The sequence below is a fragment of the Lentzea pudingi genome (assembly GCF_014646255.1).
GTDB classification, from domain to species: domain Bacteria; phylum Actinomycetota; class Actinomycetes; order Mycobacteriales; family Pseudonocardiaceae; genus Lentzea; species Lentzea pudingi.
In genome coordinates this window covers 1166439-1191028 of record NZ_BMNC01000001.1, presented here as the reverse complement: position 1 = coordinate 1191028, position 24590 = coordinate 1166439, and the positions used below count along the sequence as shown (strand labels likewise).

Here is a 24590-nt window from a genome sequence, read left to right as displayed (position 1 = left end):
GAGGCGGGCCGTCCCGGCGTCACACCAGCGGGGCGAAGAAGAACGTGTCCCGGCGGGCGAAGTGGCCGTCCTCGGTGAACTCGAAGAAGTCGGAGAACCTGAGGTCCACCTGCCGGCCGTCGTGCAGGACGCCGTTGAACGTCCCGTAGACCGCGACCTCCTCCGCGCTCTCGACCACCTTGTCGACGGTGTGGCGGCCCTCGCGGATCACGCGGGCGCCGCCGTAGAAGGCGCTCATCTCCTCGTGGCCGACCATCGGCGCGTAGCCGGGGCGGCGGTAGGTGGCGTCCGGGCTGAACATGTTGACCAGGCCGGTGACGTCGCCCGCGTCGACGAGCTCGTAGTAGCGGTGGACGGAGGTGACGTGGCCGGTGGTGTTCAGGATGGCGGTCATGAGCGGGGCTCCTCGCTGGAGAGGTGGGCGGACAGGACGGCGCCGATGGACGCCAGGTGTGCCGGGGCGGTGAGGCCGCCGTGGGTGCTGTGCACCTGGTGGACCTCGACGCGGCCGGAGAAGTGCGGCAGCCACGAGGCCGGGGTGGGGTCGGACGGGGACTTGCCGCGCGTGGCCTCGAAGACGTGCGCGCCGGCGGCGAGCAGGGTCGGCCGGTGGCGGTTGTGGAGGTTGACGTTGGCCGCGAAGACCTCGGGCAGCGCGGCCTCGCTGAAGCCCGCGAGGGGCCCGGCGTGGTCGCGGATCGCCGCGTCGAACTCGGCGCGGGAGCGGACGGGCTGGTCGAGCCGGTAGCCGAGGGACTCGAGCAGCGGGGTGAGCAGATCCGGGTCGTCCGGTGACACCGGCGGTTGCTCCTCGGTCTCCGGGTAGCCGTCGAGCAGGGCCAGGAGGCCGACGTCGGACGGGTCGAGCAGCGTGGCCATCTCGTGCGCCACGACCGCGCCGAACGACCAGCCGAGCAGGTGGTACGGGCCCTCCGGCTGGACGCCGCGGACCAGGTCCAGGTAGTCGGCGGCCATCTCCGCGAGGGTCTGCGGCATCGAGGACGGGTCGGTCAGGCCGCGCGCCTGCAGGGCGTAGACCGGACGGCGCGGGTCGAGGTGCGGCAGCAGACCGAAGTACTCCCAGCCGATGCCCGCGCCGGGGTGCACGCAGAACACCGGTGCGAGATCCCCGTTGGTGCGCAACGGGATCAGCACGCCCAGCGGGTCACCGGCGGCCGACGTGCCGAGCTGGCCGGCGAGAGCGGCCGGGGTCGGCGCGTCGAACAGCAGGCGCAGCTCGGGGCGCACGCCCAGTTCCGTCCGGATCCGGGAGACGAGCTTCGCCGCGAGCAGCGAGTGGCCGCCCAGGTCGAAGAACCCGTCGTCCGGTCCCACCTCCCGGCCGAGCACCTCGGCGAACAGCCGACAAAGCGTCGCCTCCAGCGCCGTGGCGGGCGGACGGGCCTGCGCGGACACGACCTCCGGGGCCGGCAGGGCACGCCGGTCGAGCTTCTCGTTGGGGGTCAACGGCAACGCGTCCAGCACCACGAACGCCTCGGGCACCATGTACCGCGGCAGGAACTCCGCGAGCTTGCGCCGCACCGCCACCGGGTCGATGCCGTCCGGTGCGACGAGGTAGGCGATCAGCCGGTCGTCGCGCACGATCACGGCGGATTGCGCGACCTCCGGCAGTGCGCACAGCGCCGCCTCGATCTCGCCGGTCTCGATCCGCAGGCCGCGGATCTGCACCTGCTGGTCGGCGCGCCCGTGGAACGCGAGCCTCCCGTCCGGGAGCCAGCGCACGAGGTCGCCGGTCCGGTACATGCGACCACCCGGCGAGGCGACGAACCGGGTCGCGGTCAGGGCCGGGCTGCCCAGGTAGCCGCGTGCGAGGCCGGCGCCGGCGATGTACAGCTCGCCGACCACGCCGGGCGGCACGGGCCGCAGGTGGTCGTCCAGCACGTAGGCGACGTAGTTGTCGATCGGCGTGCCGATGCACGGCAGGTCCGCGTCCGCGCCTGGCAGGACCAGGCCGCACGTCGAGTTCACCGTGCACTCGGTGGGGCCGTAGGTGTTGTAGAGCTCGAACGGCATGCCGGTGGGTGGGCGGCGGCGCAGGACGTCGCCGCCGGTGTGCAGGACGCGGACCGAGGACGCGGCCAGCGCCGGTTCGTCGAGCATCGCCTCCAGCCGCGGGGTGGCCAGGGACGATACGGTGACGCGGCTGTCCCTGATCCACTCGGCCAGTGCCTCGGTGTCCTCCAGGACCTGCTGGGAGGGCAGGTGCAGGGCGGCGCCGGACACGAGCGTCGGCCAGATCTCCGCGACGGCCGCGTCGAAGCCCTGGGCGGACAGGTGGCTGGAGCGGTCGGTCGGCACGAGGCCGAGAGCGGCGACCAGCCAGGCGGTTTGGGTTGTGAGGGCACGGTGTTCGACGACCACGCCCTTGGGGCGACCGGTGGAGCCCGAGGTGTAGATGACGTACGCGGCGTCGCGCGGGTCGGTGGCGACGGCCGGTGGAATCGGGGGGTGGTCCAGGGACTTCTCGGCCGGCAGCGGCGGGGCCGCGGGAAGGTCCGGGGCCTCACCGGCCAGCGCCGGCAGGGCAGCGGAAAGACCCAGGGCCTCACCAGCCAGCACCGGCGGAGCCGCGGGAAGACCCAGGACCCCACCGGCCAGCGCCGGCGGCACCGCGGAAAGGCCCACGACCCCACCAGCCAGCGCCGGCGGCACCGCGGAAAGGCCCGAGGCCTCACCGACCAGCGCCGGCGGTGTCGCCGCAAAGCCTGCCGCTCCCCCGTCCAGCACCACCTTCGCCGCGTCGCTCGACGCCACCAGGTGCGCCAGCCCGGGTTGCGTCACCACGACCGGCGTGCCCGCGTCGGCCAGCATGTAGCGCAACCGCTCCGGTGGGTAGGTCGGGTCGACCGGCAGGTACGCCGCTCCGGTCCTGAGCACCGCCAGCAACGCCGTGATGCTGGCGGTGTCCCGGTCCGTGCAGACCCCGACGACGGTGCCGCGGCCCGCGCCGAGGGCGATCAGGTGGTGTGCGAGCCGGTTGGCCCGTTCGTCCAACTCGCGGTAGGTGAGCGTGCCGTCGTGCGCCACCACCGCCGGAGCGTCCGGGGTGCGTGCGGCGACCTCGGCGATCTGCTCCTGCACGGATCGGGTGAGGTCGTGGGCGACGGCGGTGTCGTTCCACTGGCGCAGAACGGTTTCCCTCTCGGCCGAGGTCAGCACGTCGATCCGGCTCAGGGGAGCCGAGGGGTCGGCGACGAGCGTCTCGATCAGACGGACGAGCCTGGTCAGCAGGTTCTGCGCGGTGGCGCGGTCCCACAGGTCGACGGCGTACTCGAGGCACACCTCCAGCCCGCCTGCGGTCTGCCCGAACCCCAGGGACAGGTCGAGCTTCGCGCCGCCGGTGGTGGTCCGGACGGTTCGCACGTCCAGTCCGGGCAGGTCCAGCGCGTCGTCCTCGACGCCGTCCACCCCGTCCTGCAACGCGAGCGACACCTGGAACAACGGGTGCCGGGAGCTGGAACGCTCCGGGTTGACCCGTTCCACGACGCGGTCGAACGGCACGTCCTGGTGTGTGTACGCGGCCAGGTCGGCCTCGCGGACGCGCTGCAGGACCGTGGTGAAGTCCGGGTCGCCGGAGAGGTCGACGCGCAGCGCGAGCGTGTTCACGAACAGGCCCACCAGGTCGTCGAGGTCCTCCGGGCCGCGGCCGGCGACGACGGTGCCGAGCACGATGTCCGTGCCCGCGCCCAGCTTGGTCAGCAGCGTCGCGACGGCCGCGTGCAGCGCCATGAACACCGTCGCGTTGCCGGCCCGTGCCAGCGAGACCAGCGCCTGGTGCGTTCGAGCGTCCACCTGTGCGCGGACCTCGTCGCCGACGTTGTCCGACACCAGCGGACGCGGCCGGTCGACCGGCAGGCGCAGCTCGTCCGGGACGCCGTCCAAGGTCTCGGCCCAGAACGCGAGCGAGTCGTCGGACAGTTCCTGGCGCAAACTGTGGTCGGCGTACTGGATCGGCAGCGGCCGCCAGTCCGGTGCCGTGCTCAGAACGCGAGCGCGGTAGGCCTCGGCGAGGTCGCGCAGCAGGACGCCGGTCGACCAGCCGTCCGTGGCGATGTGGTGCAGCGCCAGCAACAACACGTGGTCACGCGGGCCGAGGCGCAGCACGTGTGCTCGCAACGGGATGTCCGCGGCGAGGTCGAACGGGCGCGCCACCAACGCCGCCAGCGTGCTGTCCAGGTCCGTGCAGTCCTCGACCTCGAACACCAGCTCGTCCGCCGGCAGCACGACCTGGTGCCACCCCAACGCGTCCTCGGGGAACACCGTCCGCAACGCCTCGTGCCGTTCCACCACGTCCAGCAACGCCGTCCGCAGGGCCGTCAGGTCCAGGTCGCCTTCCAGCCGCAACGCATGGGGCGCGGTGTAGGCGTGGTCGGCGACCTCCATCGCGAGCCGCACGCCCAGTTGCGCGGACGACAGCGGCACCCGTTCCGGCCGGTGCCCCGGGCGTGGTGCGGTGCGCACCGGTGCCGTGGAGTCCAGGTGACCGTCGAGGCCACGGGGAGTGGGGTCGCGGAACAGCACGCGGATGCCCAGCTCGACGCCGAACACCGTGCGGATCGACGCGAGCAGCCTGGCCGCGAGCAGCGAGTGCCCGCCGAGGTCGAAGAACCCGTCGTCGAGACCGACCGCGTCCAGCCCGAGCACCTTCGCGAAAAGGCCGCAGAGGATCTCCTGCCGAGGCGTGCGCGGCTGGCTGCCACCAACCAGGTACGACGGCGCGGGCAACGCTCGGCGGTCGAGCTTTCCGTTGGGCGTCAACGGGAACTCGTCGAGCGCTACGAACGCGGCGGGCACCATGTGTTCGGGCAGCCGGTCCACCAGGTAGGCCCTGAGGTGCTGGGCATCGCCGACGACGTAGGCGACGAGCCGCTTGCCGCCGGGTCCGTCCTCACGCGCCACCACGGCCGCCGCGGTCACGTCCGGGTGCGTGATCAACGCCGACTCGACCTCCGCGGGCTCCACCCGGAACCCGCGGATCTTCACCTGGTCGTCGGCACGGCCCAGGTAGGTCAGCGTGCCGTCGGCGCGGCGCCGCACCAGGTCGCCGGTCCGGTACAACCGTGCCCCGACGCGGAACGGCGAGGCGACGAACCGTTCGGCGGTCAGGCCCGGCCGGCCGAGGTAGCCGTGCGCCAGGCCCTCCCCACCGACGTACAACTCCCCCGTCGCACCGGTCGGCACGGGCGAAAGCCGGTGGTCGAGCACGACCGCGCTCTTGCCCTCCAGGGGAGAACCGATCGGCACCACCGCGCCGTCCCAGTCCTGCGGCACGGCGAACGACGTGGTGAATCCCATGCTCTCGACAGGTCCGTAGCCGTTGACCACACCGATGCCCGGCACGGCGGCCAGTACCGCGCGCACGTGCCCGGCGGAAGCGGCCTCACCGCCGGTCAACGCCCAGCGCAGTCCGGTGAAGATGTCCGGGTAGGTGTCCCAGAGGTGGTTGAAGAGGCTGGCCGACGCGTCCAGCACCGTCACCCCGTGCCGCACCACGAGCCGTGCGATCACCGCGGGCTCCGGCCGTTGTCCTGGGTACAGCACCGACGTGCCGCCCGCCAGCAACGGGCCGAACAGCTGGGTCGCGAAGGCGTCCCACGACACCGACGCGCACTGCAGCCACACCTCGCCGGGACCGAACCCCGCGTACCGCTGCCCGGCGAGCGTGCCGGTCAACGCGCGATGCGGTGCGCCGGCGGCCTTCGCCGCACCCGTGGAGCCCGAGGTGAACATGACGCACGCCAGGTCGTCCGGGCCGGTTTCCGGTGCGGTGAAGGGCATCGGCCGGACGTAGTCGAGCGCGATCACGGGCACGTCGGTCGAGAACGGCCGATCGGTGAGGACGAGCCGCACCGGCAGGGACGCGACCATCGACGCCAGCCGCGCGACCGGGAAGTCGACGTCGAGCACCAGGTAGGCCGCGCCTGCCTTCAGCACCGCCAGCAAAGCCGTCGCCATGTCCACGCCGCGTCCGATGTGGACACCCACGACGTCGCCGCGCCGCACTCCCCGCGACACCAGGAAACCAGCGAGAGCACCGGACTCGGCGTCCAGCCGCGCGTAGGTGATCTCGGTGTCGCCCGACACGAGAGCGACGGCCTGCGGTGTGCGAGCGGCCTGGCGGGAGAAGAGTTCGTGCACGGTCGTGGCGGGCTCGGGGGGCTCCGTCGTGGCCAGCACGGCGGCGCGTTCCTCAGAAGACAGCACTTCCAGGTCCCACAACGGCCGGTCCGGGTCGGCCGCGGCCTGGTCCAGCAGCCGGACCAGCCGTGCCAGCAACATCTCGGCGGTCGCCTCGTCGAAGAGGCGGGTGAGGTACTCCAGCGAGCACCGCACCCCGTCGCGCCCCTCCCGCAGCGACAGCGTGAGGTCGAACTTCGCCGCGCCCTGCCCGAGCGGCTCGACCGTCGCGGTGAGGCCGGGCAGAACCAGACCGTCGTCGGAGTCGCTGTCCGCGAGCACCATCACCTGGAACAGCGGGTGCCTGCCCGCCGCCCGCACCGGGTTGAGCTCCTCCACCAGCCGCTCGAACGGCAGGTCCTGGTGCCCGTAGGCGTCGAGCGACTCCTCGCGCACCCTGGCCAGCAGCCCGCGGAACGACGGGTCGCCGGACACGTCCACCCGCAGCACCAGCGTGTTCACGAAGAACCCGACCAGGTCCTCCAGCGCCTCCTCGCCACGGCCGGTCACGACGGTACCGATCGGAACGTCCTCGCCCGCACCGCTGCGCGCCAGCAACGCGGCGAATGCGGCCTGCGCCACCATGAACAGCGTCGCGCCGGACTCCTCCGCCAGCGCGGCCAGCCCGCGTGCGGTGCCGGGGTCGAGCAGCGTGGCCACGGCCGAGCCCGCAGTGCCCGTGTCGCCGTCACGCGGACGGTCGACCGGCAGCGGGATCTCCTCAGGCAGACCGGCCAGTCTCGTGCGCCAGTGCGCCAACTGGGCGCTGATCAGACTGCCCGGGTCGTCCGCCGAGCCGAGCAGGTCCTGTTGCCACAGCGTGTAATCCGCGTACTGGACGGGCAACGGCTCCCAGGCCGGCGCCTCCCCTGCCAGCCGCGCGGTGTAGGCAGTGGTGAGGTCGCGGAGCAGCGGGCCGAGCGACCAGCCGTCGCTGACGATGTGGTGCATCACCAGCAGCAGCACGTGGTCCTCGGGTCCCTGCTCGAGCAGGTGCGCCCGGAACGGCGGGTCTGCGGCCAGGTCGAACGCCTCTCGTGCCGCGCGGCCCAGCACGACCGCAGGATCGCCCGGTTCGAGCACGGCCAGCACGACCTTCGGGTCGTCCAGGATCTCCTGGTGCGGCAGGCCTTCCCGGCTCGGGAACGTGGTGCGCAGCGCCTCGTGCCGTGAGACGACGTCGGTGAGGGCGAGTTCCAGTGCCTCGGCGTCGAGGACGCCGCGCAGCCGGACGGCGAGCGGGATGTTGTAGGCGGCGCCGGTTCCCTCGTGCCGATCGAGGAACCACAGCCGTTGCTGGGCGAACGACAGGGGGATCACAACGTCTCCTTGGACCTCGGACGGGCCCGCAGCACGGGCCGTGGGGCGGGACGGGCGGCCACCGGCAGATGACCCGCCAGGCCCGCGACCGTCGGGTTCTCGAACACGGTCCGCACGCCCAGTTCCGCGCCGAAGACCGACCGCACACGGCTGACCAGGCGCATCACCAGGATCGAATGGCCGCCCAGCGCGAAGAAGTCGTCGTCGACGGTTACCTCGGGCACGTTCAGCAGGTCGGCGAACAGACCGCAGAGCAGTTCCTCGTGCGGGGTCTGCGGCGCGCGACCGGCGACGCGCTGAGCGTCGGGCACGGGCAGTGCGGCGCGGTCGAGCTTGCCGTTGGGCGTGCGCGGCAACGACTCCAGCGCGACGACCGCGGCCGGCAGGAGGTAGTCGGGCAGGTGCTGCGCGGCGAACTCCCGCACACCTTCAGCGACGCCAACGACATACGCGACGAGCCGCTTGTCGCCGGGGCTGTCCTCGCGGACGACGACCTCCACCTGCCGCACACCCGGATGGCGGGCGAGCACCGCCCGCACCTCGCCGGGTTCCACCCGGAAGCCGCGGATCTTGACCTGGTCGTCGGCGCGGCCGAGGAAGTGCACGACGCCGTCGCGGTCCTGGCGCACCAGGTCGCCGGTGCGGTACATGCGCCCGCCGAACGGGTTGGCGACGAACCGTTGCGCCGTCACGGAAGGCTGGCCGAGGTACCCGTGCGCGAGACCGTCGCCGGCCATGTACAGCTCCCCCGGGGTGCCCGGCGGCACCGGCCGCAGCCAGCGGTCGAGCACGTACACCTGCTTGCCCGCGAGCGGACGTCCGACCGGGATGCTCACTCGGTCCAGGTCCCGTGGTTCGACGGCGTGGCAGAGCGTGAAGATGGTGTTCTCGAGCGGCGAGTAGCCGTTCACGACCCGCAGGAACGGGTGCCTGTCGAGCAGCGTGCGCAGATGCGGGATCGAGGCGGGTTCGCCGCCGGTCATCACCTCGCGGACGCCGTCGAACACCTCGGGCATCTCGTCGATCAGGAAGTTGAGGAGGCTGGCCGACACGTGCAGCGTGGTGACGCCGTGCCGTGCGGCCAGCCGCGCGATCCGCGCCGGCTCCGGGGTCTGACCGGGTTGCAGCACGCAGGTCGCGCCGGACAGCAGCGGACCGAAGAGCTCCAGCGCGAACGCGTCCCAGGACACCGGCGAGCACTGCAACCAGACCGCGTCCGGGGTGAAGCCGACGTAGTCCTGGCCGGTCAGCGTCGTGACCAGCGCCCGGTGCGACACGACGACGCCCTTGGGGCGGCCCGTGGAGCCGGAGGTGAACATGACGCACGCCGGGCTGTCCGCGCTGATCACGCGGGTGAACTCGTCCGACGGGTAGTGGCCGCCCTCGACGTCCTCCAGCACGAACACCGGTCCGGCCTGGTCGAGCAGGGCCTGCCTGCGCTCGGCCGGGTGGTCCGGGTCGAGCAGGACGTACGCCGCGCCGGCCTTCAGTACCGCGAGGATGGCGACGACCAGGTCCACACCGCGCGGCAGGCACACCGCGACCGTGTTCCCGGCCTCGGCGCCCTGCGCCACCAGCCGCCGGGCCAGCCGGTTCGCCCGAGCATGCAGTTCGGCGTAGGTGACGGCCTCGCGGTCGTCGATCAACGCGATGGAATCGGGCCGTCCGTTCATCAGTTGCGGCAGCGTGGCGTCCCGACAGACGTTGGTGTCTGAGGCGTTCCACTCCTCCGTGACGGTGCGCAGCTCGTCCGCGTCCATGATGTCCACTGTGGACAGCGGCGCACCGGGGTTCTCGGACACCGCGGCCAGCAGCCGGGCCAGCCGGGTCACCACCGTCTCGGCCGTCGCGCGGTCGTAGAGCTCGGTGGCGTACTCCAGTTCACCGGTCAGTCCGGCCGGCGTGCCGTCGCCAGCGAAGGACTCCCGCAGGCCGAGGGTGAGGTCGAACTTGGCCGCCCCGGTCGACCCGGGCAGCGTCTCGACCTCCAGGCCCGGCAGGGTCAGCTCGCCCTCGGCGTTGTTCTGCAGCACGACCATCACCTGGAACAGCGGGTGCCTGGCCGTGGTGCGGGCCGGGTTCAGCGCCTCCACCAGCCGTTCGAACGGCAGGTCCTGGTGGTCGTAGGCGGCCAGATCAGCGTCCCGGACGCGGCCGAGGAGCTCGGCGAACGTCGGGTCGCCGGACAGGTCGGTCCGCAGCACGAGCGTGTTGACGAAGAATCCGACCAGGTCGTCCAGCGCCTCGTCGGCCCTCCCCGCGACGGGCGTGCCGAGTGGGATGTCCGTGCCCGCACCGAGCCGGGACAGCAGGGCGGCGAAAGCGGCGCGCAGCACCATGAACGGCGTGGCACCGGCGGCCCGCGCCAGAGCCGTGAGGCCCTGGTGGACGTCCGCGCCGATCGCGAACGGCACGACGTCGCCCTGGTGAGCGGGCCGGGCCGGACGGGGCCGATCGACCGGCAGCGTCGCCTCCTCCGGCAGACCGGCGAGGGCCTGCCGCCAGTGCGCGAGCTGGTCGTCGGCCGGGAACCTCCGCTGCCACAGGGTGTAGTCGGCGTACTGGACCGGCAGCGGAGTCCACTGTGGAGCTTTGCCGCTGGTCCGGGCCGTGTAGGCGTCGGCGAGGTCGGTCAGCAGCGGTCGCATCGACCAGCCGTCGGCCGCGATGTGGTGCACCACGACCAGCAGCACGTGTTCGCGATGCGCGACGCTGATCAGCCGTACCCGCAACGGGCTCCTGGTCAGGTCGAACGGCCTGCGCGCCTCCTCCTCGACGGTGCTGTGCGACTCGGCGAAGTCGACCACCGCCGGCAGGACCACCTGGCACACCACGCCGTCGCGCTGGCGGAACACCGTCCGCAGCGCCTCGTGCCTCTCCACCACGTCCTCGAGCGCCGCGCGCAGGGCCGGCACGTCGACCACACCGGTCAGCCGCAGAGCGATCGGGACGTGGTAGGCGGCGCCGGGTTGCTGGACCTGTTCGACCGTCCACAACCGTTGCTGCGCCGAGGAAAGTGGCAGCAGGTCCGGCCGTTCGACCGGCGCGATCCGGTCCCTGGCGCGGCGTCCGGTGTCGAGGCGTGTTTCCAACGCGGCGACGGTCGGTGCGTCGAACACCTCGCGCAGCCCGATCTCGGTGTCGAACGTGGCACGGATCCGTGCCACCAGCCGGGCGGCGAGCAACGAGTGGCCGCCGAGTGCGAAGAAGTCGTCGTGCGGACCGACCTTCCGCGCGCCCAGCAGGTCCGCGAAGATTCCGCACAGCACTTCCTGGCGTGCGGTGCGCGGTGCGCTCGCTCCGGCCGTGACGACCGGGGCGGGCAGGGCCCGGCGGTCGACCTTGCCGTTGTGCGTCAAGGGAAGCGCGTCCAGGACCACGACCACCGCGGGCACCATGAACGCCGGGAGCAACGCGCCGACGTGCTCGCGAGCCTCCTCGGGCGTGATCGACCCCACGACGTAGCCGACGAGGCGCTTGCCGGTCGCCGGGTCGTCGTGCACGACGACGACGGCGTGGGAGACGCGGTCGTGGCGGGTCAGCGCCGCCTCGATCTCGCCCGGCTCGACCCGGAAGCCCCGGATCTTGACCTGGTGGTCCGCGCGGCCGAGGAACTCGATCACCCCGTCCGCGCGCCACCGGCCCAGGTCACCGGTCCGGTAGAGGCGGCCGCCGGCGCAGGCGACGAACCGTTCCGCGGTCGCGCCCGGCCTGTTCAGATAGCCGAGGGCGAGGCCGTCGCCGCCGACGTAGATCTCCCCCGCGACGCCGGGCGGCACCGGGTTGAGGTCGCCGTCGAACAGGTGCACGGTGGTGTGGGCGATCGGCGACCCGATGGGCACCGGCCCGTCGACCTCGGTGATCTGGTGCGTGGTCGCGAAGACCATGCTCTCCACCGGCCCGTACCCGTTGACCAGCCGGACGTTCGGGTACTCGCGCAGGACGCGGGCGACGTGGGCACCGGACGCGGCGTCGCCACCGGTGACCACCTCGTCGACCTGCCCGAACACCTCGGGATGCGTGTCCACCAGCGCGGCGAACAGGCCCGCCGACAGCCACAGCCGGTCGACGCCGTGCCGTTGCACCTGCTCGGCGATCAACGCCGGGTCGGGCACCTGTCCGGGGGCGAGCACGCACGTGGTGCCGTGCAGCAAGGGCTGCCACAGCTCCAGCGCCGCCGCGTCCCAGGCCACCGGCGCCGCCTGCAGCCAGACACCTCCCGCGCCGGCGAACCGCTGGCCGAAGAACATCCGCACGGCCGCGCGGTGCGTCGTGACGACCCCCTTCGGCACGCCCGACGAGCCGGACGTGAACATCACGCACGCCACGTCACCGCCACCGACCGGGAACCCGGGCAGGGTCGCGGACTCCCCCGCGACGTCGTCCACCCGCACGACGTCCACGTGGTCCGGCAGCAGGCCCGCGACGGACGGGTGGCTGACCACCAGTTCCAGCCCGGCTTCGTCCACCACGCGCTGGATCGGGTGCGTCGGGTCGAGCGGCACGTACGCCGCGCCGGTCTTGAGCACCCCCAGCAGTGCGACGACGAACGCCGGTGACCGCTCGACCAGCACGCCGACCAGATCACCGCGGCCGACGCCGTGCTCGAGGACCTTGTGCGCCACCTGGTTCGCCCACGCGTCGACCTCGGCGAACGTCAGCCGTTCGTCGCCGGAAACCAGGGCCACCGCGTCCGGACGGGTCTGCGCCTGCTCCTCGAACAGGTCGGCCAGCGACCGGTCGCGCGGGTAGTCGACGGACGTGTCGTTCCAGCCGGCAAGCTGTGCATGCTCTTCGGCGGAGAGCACGTCCACTCGCGACACACGGGTCTCCGGGTCGATCGCGGCGGCGACGCGTTCGAAGCGCGCGATCAGCGACTGCGCCGTGGCGGGGTCGAACAGGTCCGCCGCGTACTCCAGCGTGCCGGTGATCCCCGCCGGACCGTCCTCGTCCACCGTCTCGTTCAGCATCAGGGCGAGGTCGAACTTGGCCGCGGTCACCTCGATGGCGACCGGTTCGCCGCCCAGTCCGGTGCCCGGCGTCGCGGGCTGCACCGTGACGAACACCTGGAACAGCGGGTGCCGGGCGGGCGAGCGGACCGGGTTCAGCTCCTCGACGACCTGGTCGAACGGCAGGTCCTGGTTCGCGTAGGCGGCCAGGTCGGTCTCCCGGACCCTCCCGACCAGCTCGCGGAACGTCGGGTCGCCGGCCAGGTCGGTGCGCAGCACCAGCGTGTTGACGAAGAACCCGACCAGGTCGTCCAGCGCCTCGTCGGTGCGGCCGGCCACGGCCGTGCCCAGCGGGACGTCCGTGCCCGCGCCGAGCCTCGACAGCATCAGCGCCAGGGCAGCCTGCACGACCATGAACAGCGTCGCGTCGCACTCCCGTGCGATCGCCAGCAGCCGGCGGTGCGCCTCGGCGTCGAGGGACACGGCCAGCTGTTCGCCGCGGTGGCTCGGGGTCTCCGGGCGCGGCCGGTCGGCCGGCAGCGTGATCTCCTCCGGCAGGCCGGCCAGTGCCGTCCGCCAGTGCTCGGCCTGGGCGCTCGTGTCGAGTTCCTGCTGCCACAGCGCGTAGTCCGCGTACTGGACCTCCAACGGCGGCAGGTCCGGCTCGGTGCCGCGGCTTCGGGCGTCGTAGGCGGTGCCGAGGTCGCGCAGCAACGGACCCCAGGACCAGCCGTCGGTGACGATGTGGTGCATCACCACCAGAAGGATGTTGTCCTCTTCGGACAGTCGGAGGAGCTTGGCCCTGATCGGGAGGTCTGCCGCGAGGTCGAACGGGCGCGCCGACTCAGTGGCCAGCAGCGCGTCCAGTTCGGTCGCGTCGCACTCGACGACGTCCAGTGCGACCTCGGCGTGGGGCAGGACGACCTGCTCGGGTACGCCGTCGCGGTCCGGGAAGACCGTGCGCAGCACCTCGTGCCGCGCCACGACGTCACCGAGTGCCGCGTGCAGCGCGTCGGTGTCGAGTGGTCCGCGCAGCCGTTGCGCCAGCGGCACGTGGTAGGTCGTTCCCGGGCCCTGCAAGCGGTTCAGGAACCAGAGCCGGCGTTGGGCCGCGGACAGCGGGAGGCGGTCGGGGCGTTCCGTGGCGCGCACGGACGGCCTGGCTTCGGCGAGGGAGTCCACGCGGGCGTCCAGGCCGCGCACGGTCGGTGTGCGGAAGACCTCGCGCATCGCCAGTTCGACACCCAGCACCGCGCGCACCCTGCTGACGAGCCTGGCCGCCAGCAGCGAATGACCGCCCAGCGCGAAGAAGTCGTCGTCCGGTGAGACCTCCGGCAGGTCCAGCAGGCCGGCGAAGATGCCGCAGAGGATTTGCTGGCGCGGCGTTCTGGCCGTGTCTCCGGTGGAGGTGGTTTCAGGAGCGGGCAGGGCGGCGCGGTCGAGCTTGCCGTTGGCGGTGCGGGGCAGTTCGCCGAGCACCACGAACGCCGACGGGACGAGGTGGTCGGGCAGCCTGGTCGTGGCGAACGCCCGCAGTACCGCCGAGTCCGCCGTGCCGACGACGTAGGCGACCAGTCGTGGCCCGTCGAGCACCACGACCTCCGCCTGCCGGACGTCCGGGTGCGCGGTCAGCACGGCCGCCACCTCGCCCGGTTCCACCCGGAACCCGCGGATCTTGACCTGGTCGTCCGCGCGGCCCAGGAACTCGACCGTGCCCTCGGCGTCCTGGCGTACCAGGTCGCCGGTCCGGTACATCCGCCCGCCGAACGGGCTGGCGACGAACCGTTGCGCCGTCACGGAAGGCTGGCCGAGGTACCCGTGCGCCAGGCCGATGCCGGCCATGTAGAGCTCGCCGGGCGTGCCGGGCGGGACCAGCCGGAGGTGCTCGTCGAGCACGTGGACCTGCTTGCCCGCGAGCGGGCGGCCGACCGGGATGCTGCGGCGTTCCGAGTCCTCCGGCCGGATGCGGTGGGTGAGGGTGAAGATCGTGTTCTCGAGCGGTGAGTAGCCGTTGACCAGCCGCACGTCCGGGTGCCGTTCCAGCAGCGTCCGCACGTGGGCCTTCGACGCGGCCTCACCGCCGGTCATGACCTGCCGGACGCCGTGGAGCGCGGCCGGGTACTCGTCCAGCACGAAGTTGAGCAGGCTTGCGGACAGGTGCACGGTCGTGATGCCGTGGGCGGCGATCAGCTCGACGATCCGCGCGGGCTCGGGCGACTGGCCCGGTTGCAGCACGCAGGCCGCGCCGGAGAGGAGTGCGCCGAACAGTTCCAGCGCGAACGCGTCCCACGAGACCGGTGCGCACTGCAGCCACACCTCGTCGGGGCCGAACTCGGCGTAGTCCTGGCCGGTCAGCGTGGCGACGACCGCGCGGTGCGAGGTCAGCACGCCCTTGGGCCTGCCGGTCGAACCCGACGTGAACATCACGCACATCGCGTCGTCCGGGCTCACCGGGCGGTGGAACGGTTCGGTGCTCAGGTCCGGGAGCGCGCTGATCTCGGCCAGACGGGTCGTCAGCCGTGACGGGCCGTTCACCACTGTGACAGCAGGATTTGCCTGCTCCACCAGCGCGGCCAGCCGTTCGGCCGGGTGGTCGGGGTCGAGCAGCACGTAGGCCGCGCCGAGCTTGAGCACGGCGAGCACGGCCGCGACCAGTTCGGGGCCCCTGGGCAGGCAGATCGCGACGAGGCTGCCCCGCGGTGCGTCGAGGTGGCGCGCGAGCCGGTTCGCCTGGGCGTCCAGTTCGGCGTAGGTCGTGCGTCCGGCTTCGTGGATCAACGCGGTCGCGTCCGGCGTCCTGCGTGCGTGCACCGCGAAGATCTCGTGCAGGCAGTCGTCCGCCTCGGCTTCGCCCTTGTTCCACTCCACTGCGATCGTGTGCCGCTCGGCCGGCGTCAGCAGGTCCACTTCGGACACTCGCGCGTCCGGGTTCTCCGCCACGGCGGTGAGGAACCGCACGTACCGGTCGAGGAGTGCGGTGGCCGTGCAGCCGGTGAACAGGTCGGTCGCGTACTCCAGGTGGCAGGTCAGGCCGTCACCGGTGTCGTGCAGGGTCAGCGTGAGGTCGAACTTGGCCGTGTGCCGGTCGACGTCGAAGAGCGCGGTCTCGCAGCCGGGGAACGCGGCGCCGGCCTGGGCGTTGTTCTGCAGCACGACCATCACCTGGAACAGCGGGTGCCGGGCCAGGGTGCGCGTGGGGTTCAGTTCCTCGACGACGCGGTCGAAGGGCACGTCGGCGTTCGCGTAGCCGGCCAAGCCGGTCTCCCGAACCCGGTCGAGCAGTTCGCGGAACGTCGGGTCGCCGGAGACGTCGTTGCGCAGCACCACCGTGTTGACGAAGAGTCCGACGAGGTCGTCCAGCGCCTCGTCACCCCGTCCGGCGACCGGCACGCCCACCGGGACGTCCGTGCCCGCGCCGAGCCGGGACAGCAGCGCGGCGAACGCGGCCTGCACGACCATCGCCTGCGTCGCCTGGCCGGACCGGGCGAGCCCGGCGACGTCGGCGTTCACGTGGGCGCTCACCAGTTCGCCCTGGTGGCTGGGCGCGGCGGGTCGCAGGTGGTCGGCGGCCGGACTGGCCTCGTCGGGCAGGTCTTCCAGCGCCGTGCGCCAGTGGCCGAGTTGCTCGGTGAAGTCCTGGTCGTGCTGCCACAGCACTTGGTCGGCGTACTCGACGGGCAGCGCTTTCCACTGTGGCTGGGCGCCCTCACGACGTGCGGCGTACGCCGTGGACAGGTCGCGCAGCAGAGGCGCGACCGACCAGCCGTCGGCGGCGATGTGGTGCAGGACCAGCAACAGCACGTACTGGTCGGGCGCCTCCTCGGCGAGGTAGGCCCTCAACGGCGGTTCGGTGCGCACGTCGAACGGCCGGGTGGCGGCCTCTTCGAGTTCGTTGGGGTCCAACGGGATCAGGTCGACGTCCGCCGGCAGCGCCACCTGGTACGGCTCGCCGTCGTGCGCGGGGAAGATCGTCCTCAGGGGCTCGTGTCGCTGCGCCAGGTCGATCAAGGCGACGCGCAACGCGTCCCGGTCGAGCGATCCGTTGAGGCGCAAACCGATCGGGACGTTGTAGGCGGCGCTCGGGCCGTGCACGTCCTCGAGCAGCCACAGCCTGCGCTGGGCGTGGGACAACGGCATCCGTTCCGGGCGTGGCCTCCGCTCCACCGCATGCCGCGCATGGCCGAGCGAGTCGAGCAACACGTCCAGCGCCGCCGGCGTCGGCCGGTCGAACACGTCCCGCAACGCCATCTCGACGCCGAACGCGGTGCGCGCCCTGGCGACGAGCCGTGCCGCGAGCAGCGAATGCCCGCCCAGTGCGAAGAAGTCGTCGTCCAGCGACACCTGGCCGGCGCCGAGGAGGTCCGCGAAGATCCCGCAGAGCACCTCCTGCCGCGCGGTCCGCGGAGCCCGACCCTTCGTCTGGACGCGTTCGGGCTCGGGCAACGCGCGCCGGTCGAGCTTTCCGTTGGGGGTCAACGGGAACGCGTCGAGCACCACCACGGCGGCCGGCACCATGTAGTCGGGCAGCCGTTCCGCCAGGTACTCCCTGACGCCTTCGGCGTTGCCGACGACGTAGGCGACCAGCCGCTTGCCGGTGCTCCCGTCCGCCCGCACCTCGACCGCCGCGCGTTCGACGCTCGGATGACTCAGCAGCGCGGCCTCGACCTCACCGGGCTCGACCCGGTAGCCGCGGATCTTGACCTGGTCGTCCGCGCGGCCCAGGAACTCGACGGTCCCGTCCGGCCGCCACCGCCCCACGTCACCCGTGCGGTACATCCTGTGCCCGGTGGCGCACGCGACGAACCTCTCGGCCGTGGTGCCGGGCCGGTTCAGGTACCCGTGCGCGAGCCCGTCACCCGCGAGGTAGATCTCCGCCGCGACCCCCGGCGGCACCGGGTTGAGGTCCCCGTCCAACAGGTGCACGGTGGTGTTCGCGATCGGCCCGCCGACCGGTACCGGCCCGTCGACCTCGGTGATCTGGTGCGTGGTGACGAACACCATGCTCTCCACCGGCCCGTAGCCGTGCACGAGGCGTACAGCCGGGAACTCCCGCACAACCCTGGCGAGGTGCGCGACCGAGGGGCTCTCACCGCCGGTCATCACCTCACGGACGACGTCGAAGACCTCGGGATGGGTGTCCAACACGGCCGCGAACAGACCCGCCGACATCCACAGCGTGGTGACGCCGTGGCGTGCCACGAGCCGTGCGATCACCGCGGGGTCGGGCACCTGGCCGGGGGCGAGCACGCAGGTGCCGCCGTGCAGCAGGGGTGGCCACAGTTCCAGGGTGAGGCCGTCCCAGGAGACCGGCGCCGACTGCAGCCACACGCCGTCGAAGTGCACGTACGACTGGCCGAAGAAGGTGCGGACCGTGGCGCGGTGCGAGGACATCGCGCCCTTGGGCACGCCGGAGGAGCCGGACGTGAACAGCACGCACGCCACGTCGTCCGCGGTGATCGCCACGGTGGGGCGGGTGGTGGGTTCGTCGCCGGGGCCTGCCGGCACCGGTAGCCAGGCGCCAGGCTTGCCGCTCAGGCCTGCCGATGCCGGCGGCGCCAGCGCGCCACCTAGTACCGCCACCGCGCCGCCGGGCTCTGCCGACGCGCCGCCCAGCCCCGCCGACGCACCGGCCAGCCCGGCCAGCACCTCCACCCCGGCCACGCGGCCCGGGTCGTCCGTCACCACCAGTCCCAGTCGCGCCTGCCCGGCCACCGAGGCGATCCGGTCGTCCGGATGCCCCGGGTCGAGCGGCACGTACGCCGCCCCCGCCTTCACCACCCCGAGGATCGCCGCCACGAAGTCCGGCGACCGCCGCACCAGCACACCGACCAGATCCCCGCGCGAGACCCCACGGGCGATCAGCCGATGCGCGACCTGGTTCGCCAGCGCGTCCAACTCACCGGCCGACACCTCCAAACCGTCGAACACGAGCGCCACAGACCCCGGATCGGCGTCCACCCGCTCCTCGAACAGCTCCACGAGCGTCCGGTCACGCGGGTAGGCGACGTCGGTCGCGTTCCACTCCGCCAGCGCGGTCCGCTCCTCCGCCAGCAGCACACCGACCTGTGACAACGGCACGTCCGGCTGCTCCGACCACGTGGCCAGCAACGCCGTGAACCGGCGCGCGAGCAGCGCCGCGGACGGTTCGTCCCACAGGTCCAGGGCGTAGGTGAGCCAGCCGCGCACGCCGTCGGCGGTCTCGGCGAGGTCGACGGTGAGGTCGAACTTGGCCGGGTGCAGCTCGACCGAACCGGTCTCCACGGTCAGGCCGACGAACTCCGGCGCGTCGTCCGGGGCGTTCTGGAGCACGAGCATCGTCTGGAACAGCGGGTGCCGCGACCGCGAACGTTCCGGGTTGAGCTCCTCCACCAGACGTTCGAACGGCAGATCCTGGTGGGCGAAGGCGGCGAGATCGGTCGAGCGGACTCGGCCGATCAGCTCGCGCAAGGTCGGGTCGCCGGTCAGGTCGGTGCGCAGGACCAGGGTGTTGACGAAGAACCCGACCAGGTCGTCCAGTGCCTCGTCGGTGCGGCCGGCCACCGCCGTGCCGAGCGGGATGTCGGTGCCCGCGCCCAGCCGTGACAGCAACGCCGTCAGACCGGCCTGCAGCACCATGAACAGGGTCGAACCGGTGTCTGCGGCGAGCGCCGAGAGCCTGCCGTGCACAGCGGAGTCGAGGGAGACCTCCACCGCCGCGCCTCGATGGGTCGCCGCGGCCGGCCGGGGGTGGTCGGTGGGCAGGTCGATCTGCTCGGGCAGGTCGGCGAGCGTCTCGCGCCAGTACGCCAGCTGGCCGGCCATCTCGCTGTCCGAGTCGTCGGCCGAGCCGAGAACTTCCTGTTGCCACACCGTGTAGTCGGCGTATTGGACCGGCAGCGGCTCCCAGTCCGGCGCATTCCCGTTAAGGCGCGCGGCGTAGGCGGCGGAGAGATCACGAGTCAGCGGGCCCCACGACCAGCCGTCGGTGGCGATGTGGTGCATCACGAAGAGCAGCACGTGGTCCTGTTCGGACACTTGATAGAGCGTGGCGCGCCAAGGGTGTTCGGTCGCGAGGTCGAAGTCGTGAGCCGACGCCTTGGTCATCGCCTCCCACAAGTTCGCGGCCGACACCGTCTGGAGTGCCGGGACGGTGTCGAGCACCAGCTGGTGCGGTTCGCCGTCGATCTCCGGGAACACCGTGCGCAACGTTTCGTGGCGGCCGGCCACGTCGGCCAGCGCGGATTCCAGTGCGGTCACGTCGAGCGGGCCGCGGAACCGCAGGGTGTAGGTGGCGTTGTACAGAGCGCCTGCCGGGTCGAGGCGGTGCAGCAGCCACAGCCGACGCTGGGCGAAGGACAGGGGGCTCACAACGTCTCCTTTTGCCGGGCCCGCGCCCGCAGAGCGGGTCTGGCCTTCTTCGCGAGTACGAGTCGGTCGGCCAGGTCGGCCACGGTCGGTCCGTCGAACACGGTGGCGACGGACAGTTCGGCGTGCAGTTCCCGGCGGATCCGGCCGAGCAGCCGCATCACCAGCAGCGAGTGGCCGCCCAGCCGGAAGAAGTCGTCGTCGATGGACACCGACGGCACGCCGAGGACTTCGGCGAACAACGAGCACAGCGCGCGTTCGTTCGCGGTGCGCGGGGCACGGCCCTCCACGACCACCGCGCCGGGTGCCGGGAGCGCCCGCCGGTCGAGCTTGCCGGTGTCGGTGCGGGGCAGGGCGTCCAGCACCACGAACGCCGACGGCACCAGGTGCTCGGGCAGTCGCGCGCGGGCGTGCTCCCGCAACCTTTGCGCGCCACCGACGACGTAGGCGACGAGCCGTTTGTCACCCGGCTTGTCCTCCCGCACCACGACTTCCACCTGCCGCACGTCCGGGTGGCCGGCCAGGACGGCGCGCACCTCGCCCGGTTCGACCCGGAAGCCGCGGATCTTGACCTGGTCGTCCGCACGGCCCAGGAACTCGACGGTGCCGTGCGCGTCCTGACGGGCCAGGTCGCCCGTGCGGTACATGCGTCCGCCGAACGGACTGGCCACGAACCGTTCGGAGGTGGCGGCGGACTGCCCGAGGTAGCCGTGCGCCAGCCCGTCACCCGCCATGTACAGCTCACCGGGCGTGCCCGGCGGCACCGGTCGCAGCCACCGGTCCAGCACGTGGACCTGTTTGCCCGCCAGCACTTTGCCCACCGGGATGCTGCGCCGCCCGGTGTCCTCGACAGCGATGCGGTGGCAGAGCGTGAAGATCGTGTTCTCGACCGGGGAGTAGCCGTTGACCAGGCGGAGGTCCGGGTGGCGCTGCGACGCCGTCCGCACGTGCGCCGGTGACGCCGCCTCGCCGCCGGTCATCAGCTGCCGCACGCCCGTGAACGCGTCCGGGTGTTCGTCCAGCATGTAGTTCAGCAGGCTCGCGGACACGTGCACGGTCGTGATGCTGTGCTTGGCGATCAGCTCCGCGATCCGTTCGGGCTCCGGCGACTGACCGGGTTGCAGGACGCAGGTCGCGCCGGACAGCAACGCTCCGAACAGTTCGAGCGCGAACGCGTCCCACGACACAGGCGAGCACTGCAGCCACACCTCGTCCGCGCCGAACTCGACGTAGTCCTGGCCGGTCAGCGTGCCGGCCAACGCGCCGTGCGAGGTCAGCACGCCCTTGGGGCGGCCGGTGGAGCCGGAGGTGAACATGACGCACGCCGAGTCCGCCGGTGTGACGGGGATGCCAGGCGGGGAGTCCGCGGTGCCGTCGGGCACGGTCGTGATGACGGCGCGGACGCCGGCGAGCGCAATCACCGCCTCCAGCCGGGCGGCGGGGAAGGCGACGTCGAGGACGGTGTACGCGGCACCGGCCTTGAGCACCGCGAGGATCGCCACGACGAGCGGGATGCCGCGTTCCAGGCGCACGCCGACGACATCACCCCGGCGGACGCCCTCGGCGACCAGCTGGTGCGCCAGGTGGTTCGCTCGCAGGTCGAGCTCGCGATAGTCCACTGTGGACGTCTCGTGAATCAGCGCGGTCGCGTGCGGGGCGGCCGCGGCGACGCGTTCGATCAACCCGTGCAAGGTGTCGCCTGGTCGCTTCGCCTCCGACCTGACCACACCCTCACCGGGCAGCAGCAGATCCACGTCCGCGACCGGCGTGTCCGGTGCCTCGGCGACCGCCTCCAGGAAGCGGACCATCCGGGCGGCCAGCGCGCGGGCCGTCTCGGCGTCGAACAGGTCGGTGGCGTACTTCAGCGTGCCGCGCAGCCCGTCGCCCTCGCTGAAGTCGAACACCAGGTCGGCCTTCGCCGCCGGCGTCTCCATCGGCACGTCCACACAGGACAGTCCGGGGAACTCCGGCGCGGTCGCGGGCGGCTGGAGCACGAGCAGCGTCTGGACCAGCGGGTGCAGCCCCTGCGAGCGCGCCGGTTGCAGCTCCTCCACGAGCCGGTCGAACGGCAGCTCGCTGTGCAGGTGCGCGGCGCCGTCCTGTTCCCGCACCCTGGCCAGCAGTTCCCGGAACGTGGGCCGCCCGGACACGTCGGTGCGCAGCACGACGGTGTTGACGAAGCACCCGACGAGGCCGGCCAGCGACTCGTCCTCACGACCGGCGACGATCCCGCCGATCGGCACGTCCTCCCCCGCGCCGAGCCGCGAGCACAGCCCGGCCAGCGCGGCGCGGAGAATCATGAACAGCGTCGTCCTCGACTCGCGGGCCAGCGCGACCAACGCACCGTGCGCGTCCACCTCGAAGTCGACCGCGCCCGCCTCGCGGACCCCGGCGGACCGGACGGACCGGTCCGCCGGCAACGCGATCTCCTCGGGCATGCCCGCGAGCTCGGCCGTCCAGTACGCCAGCGATTCGCCGTCCGACGCCAGCAGGTCGCGGTGCCAGCTCGTGAAGTCCAGGTACCGCACCGGCAACGGATCCCAGTCCGGCGCACGGCCCTCGAGCCGTGCCGCGTAGGCCCTGGCCAGGTCGCGCCACAGGGGCGTGATCGACCAGCCGTCGACCGCGATGTGGTGCACGACCAGGACCAGCAGGTCCTCTCGCAGAGACGCCCTGATCGGGATCTCCGTCTCGAGGTCGAACGGTCGCGCGATGTCCTCCACTGTGGACAGTTCCAGAGTCGGCGCGTCGAGGACCCGTTGGTACGGCTCGTCCTCGAACACCGGGAAGATCGTGCGCAACGGCTCGTGCCTCGCCACGACGTCGGCAAGTGCCTGAGTGAGCGCCGGGACGTCCAACGGCCCGCGCAGACGGATCGCGCACGGCACGTTGTAGGCGGGCCCGCGTTCCGACTGCTGCACGAACCACATCCGCCGCTGAGCTGCGGACAACGCCGGCCGTGCGGGGTGCTCGACCGGAACCGGACCGGTCCGGGCGGCCCCGGCCTTCGCCATCACCTCGGCCAGCAACGCGGGCGTGGAGGACTCGAACACCGCGGGCGCCGGCACCTCGATCCCCGCCACCACCCGCAGCCTGCCGACCAGTCGCGCCGCCGCGAGCGAGTGCCCGCCCAGCGCGAAGAAGTCGTCGTCCACGCCGATCGGCGCGATGCCCAGCACCTCGGCGAACAACGCGCAGACCGTCTCCTCCGCCGCAGTGCTCGGTGGCCCACCAGCGGGGACGCGTTCGCGAACCGGCGCCGGCAGCGCACGCCGGTCGAGCTTCCCGTTGGGCGTCAACGGCAACGCGTCGAGGAACACCACGTCCGACGGCACCATGTAGCCGGGAAGGATCGACGCGCAGTGCTCGCGCACCTCGGCCTCGGTGGGCGCCGGCCCGTCCGGCACCGCGTACGCCACCAGCGACTTCTCCCCCGCCGGGGTCGTCAGCACGGTCACCGCCGCCTGCCCGACCCGCAGGTGCGCCGCGACCACACCGGCCACCTCGGCGGGTTCGATCCGGAAACCGCGGATCTTCACCTGGTCGTCGGTCCGCCCAGCGAAGTCGACGTCCCCGTCCGGCCGCACCCGCCCCAGGTCACCGGTGCGGTACATGCGCTCACCCGGCGCCCCGAACGGATCGGCGACGAACCGCACCGAGGTCTCCCCCGGCCGCCCGAGGTACCCGCGGGCGAGCTGCACACCCGTCAGGTACAGCTCACCGACCTCCCCCGCCGGCACCGGCCGCAACTCGGCGTCCAGCACCCGGATGCCGGCACCGGGCGTCGCCTGCCCGATCGGCATGAGACCACTGCCGTCGACGGCCCGGCACGGCAGGCAGGTGACGCCGACGGACACCTCGGTGGGCCCGTACTCGTTGTAGAGCACCACGTCCAGGCTCTCGCGGAACCGGTCCGCGACCGCGATCGGCAGTCCTTCGCCCTCGGACGCCACCAGCCGCAACGGCCCGTCGGCGCCGTCCCGCAGGTACTCGTCCAGGAACAGCGGGATCATCGACGCGACGAACCGGATCATCGTGATCCGCTCGGCCCGCACGGTCCTCGCGAGGTAGGCGGGGTCCCGATGGCCACCGGGGCGGGCCATGACGAGCGTCGCCCCGGCGGCCAGGGTCAGGAAGACCTCGATGACGGACGGGTCGAAGCCCGACGGCGTCTTCTGCAGCACCCGGTCGCCCGGCGCCAGGCGGTAGTGCGCCTGGACGTCGGCCATCCGCCGCAGGATGCCGCGGTGGGTGATCACCACGCCCTTGGGTTTGTTGGTGGTGCCGGAGGTGAACATGACGTACGCGGGGTGGTCGGGCAGCGGAGGGGTGGGCCGGCCACCTGTGGCATCGGGGCGCGAGCCGCCCGCCGACCCGCCCGCCACCTCCGCGTCACCGACCAGCGACCACTCGGCCACCTCGTCCAGCCCGAGCGTGAGCGCCGGCCGCGCCACCTCCACCATGTGCGCGGTCCGCTCCGCCGGGTAGTCCGGGTCCAGCGGCAGGTACGCCGCCCCCGCCCGGACGATCGCCAGCAACGCGACGACCAGCTCGGCCGAGCGCGGCACGGCGACCGCCACCACGTCCTCCGCGCCCACACCCCGGGACCTGAGCGCGGTGGCCAGGACATCGGCGCGGGCGGAGAGTTCGGCATACGTCAGGACCACGCCGTCGCACTCGACGGCGGGTGCGTTCGGTGCCGAGCGCACGGCTCGGTCGACCGCGGACGGCAGGTTCTGGAGATCGGCGAGCACGGCGGCACCCCCTTGGCGGGTCGGA

At 72.4% G+C, this 24590-nt stretch carries 4 protein-coding genes; all 4 read right to left on the bottom strand.

Annotation, left to right across the window (positions count from 1 at the left end):
• Positions 1-19: 19 nt before the first annotated feature.
• From IEY88_RS05365 to IEY88_RS05350, 4 genes are read right to left on the bottom strand one after another with little or no spacing between them, the layout of a single operon-like run.
• Positions 20-394: a nuclear transport factor 2 family protein gene (locus IEY88_RS05365; protein WP_189153380.1), complete on the bottom strand. Its 375-nt coding sequence runs from the start codon at positions 392-394 to the stop codon at positions 20-22.
• Complete coding sequence (locus tag IEY88_RS05360; RefSeq protein WP_189153379.1) at positions 391-7518, bottom strand: non-ribosomal peptide synthetase; 7128 nt, start codon at positions 7516-7518, stop codon at positions 391-393. The genes IEY88_RS05365 and IEY88_RS05360 overlap by 4 nt, the downstream gene beginning before the upstream one ends.
• Positions 7515-19814, bottom strand: a complete 12300-nt coding sequence (locus IEY88_RS05355) for a non-ribosomal peptide synthetase (RefSeq protein ID WP_189153378.1) — start codon at positions 19812-19814, stop codon at positions 7515-7517. The genes IEY88_RS05360 and IEY88_RS05355 overlap by 4 nt, the downstream gene beginning before the upstream one ends.
• Positions 19811-24565 (bottom strand): non-ribosomal peptide synthetase, encoded by a 4755-nt coding sequence (locus tag IEY88_RS05350; RefSeq protein WP_189153377.1) that lies wholly within the window; start codon positions 24563-24565, stop codon positions 19811-19813. Before IEY88_RS05350 ends, IEY88_RS05355 begins: the two co-directional genes overlap by 4 nt.
• Positions 24566-24590: the final 25 nt, after the last annotated feature.